Consider the following 2,392-nt stretch of genomic DNA (forward strand, 5'->3'; position numbering starts at 1 on the left):
GCAACAGATTCATTGCCTGACACACTGCTTTCGCAGGCAAGCCAGCTCCCACAGTGGTGGTGATTACAAGGTGTACGCGATGCCAACCTGGACGGTACGCGGCGCACCTGGGTAGGCGTAGAAGTTGCCGAAGGCACCCTCTTCAAAGTCGCGATTGAACAGGTTCTTCACATCCAGGTTGAGCCGGACTTTTTCGTTGACCTTGTAGTAGCCCAGCAGGTCGACGACGGTGTAGGCATCCATGGTGAAGGCAGTGTTGGACGTCTGCCCCACACGTTCATCCACATACTTGGTACCGGCGCCCAGGCCAAGGCCTTTGAGCGTACCGTCCTGGAACTCGTATACGTTCAACAGGCTGAAGCTGTTGCGCGGAATGTTCGCCAGGTGAGAGCCGACGCGGATCGTGTTGTCCTTGGTGACTTCGGCATCCACATACGCATAGCCGCCGATCACACGCCACTCCGGGGTCAGGTTGCCGGCCACGTTCACGTCGAAACCACGGCTGCGCACTTCGCCCGCCGCCACTTTGGAGATGCCGGTGGGGTCCGCAGGGTCGGTGGTCAGCACGTTTTTCTTGTCGATCTGGTAGATCGCGGCGTCGACGCTCAACTGGCGATCAAAGCCTTCCCACTTGATGCCCATCTCATAGGACTTGCCCTTCTCCGGGTCGAACCCGCCGCCCTGAAGGCTGGCGCCCGTGTTGGGTTTGAACGAACGCGCAGCGTCGGCATAGACCGCGACCGTGTCGGTAAGGTCGTAAGTCACGCCCACGCGTGGGGTGACGGCGTTATCGCTGGCGCTCCACGGTTTGACTCCCGTTACATAGCTTTCATATTCGTGCTCGAAACGCTCGAAACGCGCACCCGCCAACACCTTCAGGCGCTCGGTCAGGGCCACTTGATCCTGGACGAATGCGGAGTAAGTCTTCAGGTTTTCCGTGTCGTGGGTGGGTGTGCTGGTCAGCGCCGGACGGGGCTTGCCATAGACCGGGTTGAAAATGTCGCTGGTGTAGGGCGCGCTGGAGCGCTGGATGATCGACTTGTAGTCGTAGTCTTCAAACTCAACGCCTGTCAGCAGGGTGTGTTCAAACCCACCCGTGGAAAAGTGCCCAGTGAGGTTCAGTTGCGTGTCTTTATCGGTCCACTCCAACTTGCGGTAGTTGAAGTTGCGGTTGAGGGTGTGTCCGTCGGCGGCCAGGCTATTGGCTTCGATGCCATTGCCTTGCAGGGTGCCGTCCAGGTACTGGAACCCACCGCCCAAGGTCCAGTTGTCATTGAGCAAATGCTCGAAACGCAACTGCGCCACGCTGTTGTCGTTGTGCAACTTGCCCACATCCTTGTCGCCCCAGAACGTGTCGCGCGACGCGGTGCCTTTCTGATTGGCAAAGCGCGTCAGGCCACGGTCCAGCGGGTGGTTGTTGCGCATGAAGTCGCCTTCAAAGATCACCTTGGTGGCGTCGGTGGCTTGCCAGGTGATGACCGGGGTGATGCCGTAGCGTTCGGTTTCGACGTGGTCGCGGAAGGTCTCGCCGCCCTCGCCCACCACGTTCAGGCGATAGGCCAGGCGGCCTTCTTCGTCCAGCGGGCCGGAGGCGTCCAGGGTGCCGCGCTGCATGCCTTGGTCATTCAACTGGCTGCCCAGGGTCACGGTGCGCTCAGGCAGCGGTTGCTTGGACACCACGTTGAAGGTGCCGCCTGGATCGCCACGGCCGTAGAGCAGGGTGGCCGGGCCGCGCAGTACTTCAAGGCGCTCGATGGTGTTGGCGTCCGGCATGTTCGGGTAGCCACGGTTGATCGGGAAACCGTTGCGGTAGAACTCGCCGGTGGTAAAGCCGCGCACGGTGAAGGTGGTCAGGCCCTGGCCGCCGAAGTTGTTGGCACGGCCGACGCCGCCGGCGTAGTCCAGGGCGTCTTGCAGGCGGGTGGCGCCGATGTCTTCGACGGCGTCCTTGGTCACCACGCTGATGGATTGTGGGGTTTCATGGATCGAGGTGTCGGTACGCGTCGCACTGGCGGAACGTGTGGCCAGGTAGCCTTTGACCGGGCCCTGGGCGGTCTCGTAGTCCGCGGTGCCGGTGATGGAGGTGGCTTGCAACTCCACGCTGGCCTTGTCGGCGGGGGCGACTTCGGCCCAGGTCAAAGGGGAAAACGCCTGAAGCACACAGATGGAAACCAGGGTACGACGCATGAATGATGAACCTAGTGAATGGGCCAAATGGGGCGGCATAGCTGCCAGATTTTCGCGGCGCGATGGTATATCACGCGACCCATTATTGATATGCGTTCTCATTCACTATTTTTTGGGTAACAGCTTTGTATCCGTTTGACGCTGAGCAAATGTGGCGAGGGAGCTTGCTCCCGCTGGAGTGCGAAGCGCTCCCAAGATTTTGGGG

General features: G+C 60.6%; 1 protein-coding gene. It reads right to left on the bottom strand.

The features are described from left to right. Positions 1–63: 63 nt before the first annotated feature. Positions 64–2,187, bottom strand: a complete 2,124-nt coding sequence (locus tag NUV89_RS29200) for a TonB-dependent siderophore receptor (RefSeq protein ID WP_257784044.1) — start codon at positions 2,185–2,187, stop codon at positions 64–66. Between the last annotated feature and the right edge of the window lie 205 nt (positions 2,188–2,392).

Source organism: Pseudomonas sp. 18.1.10 (assembly GCF_024655625.1).
Lineage (GTDB): Bacteria > Pseudomonadota > Gammaproteobacteria > Pseudomonadales > Pseudomonadaceae > Aquipseudomonas.

What these genes read in the sequence shown, in the direction of transcription:
- NUV89_RS29200 (WP_257784044.1), bottom strand. Translation starts at nt 2,187, where the DNA reads ATGCGTCGTACCCTGGTTTCCATCTGTGTGCTTCAGGCGTTTTCCCCT.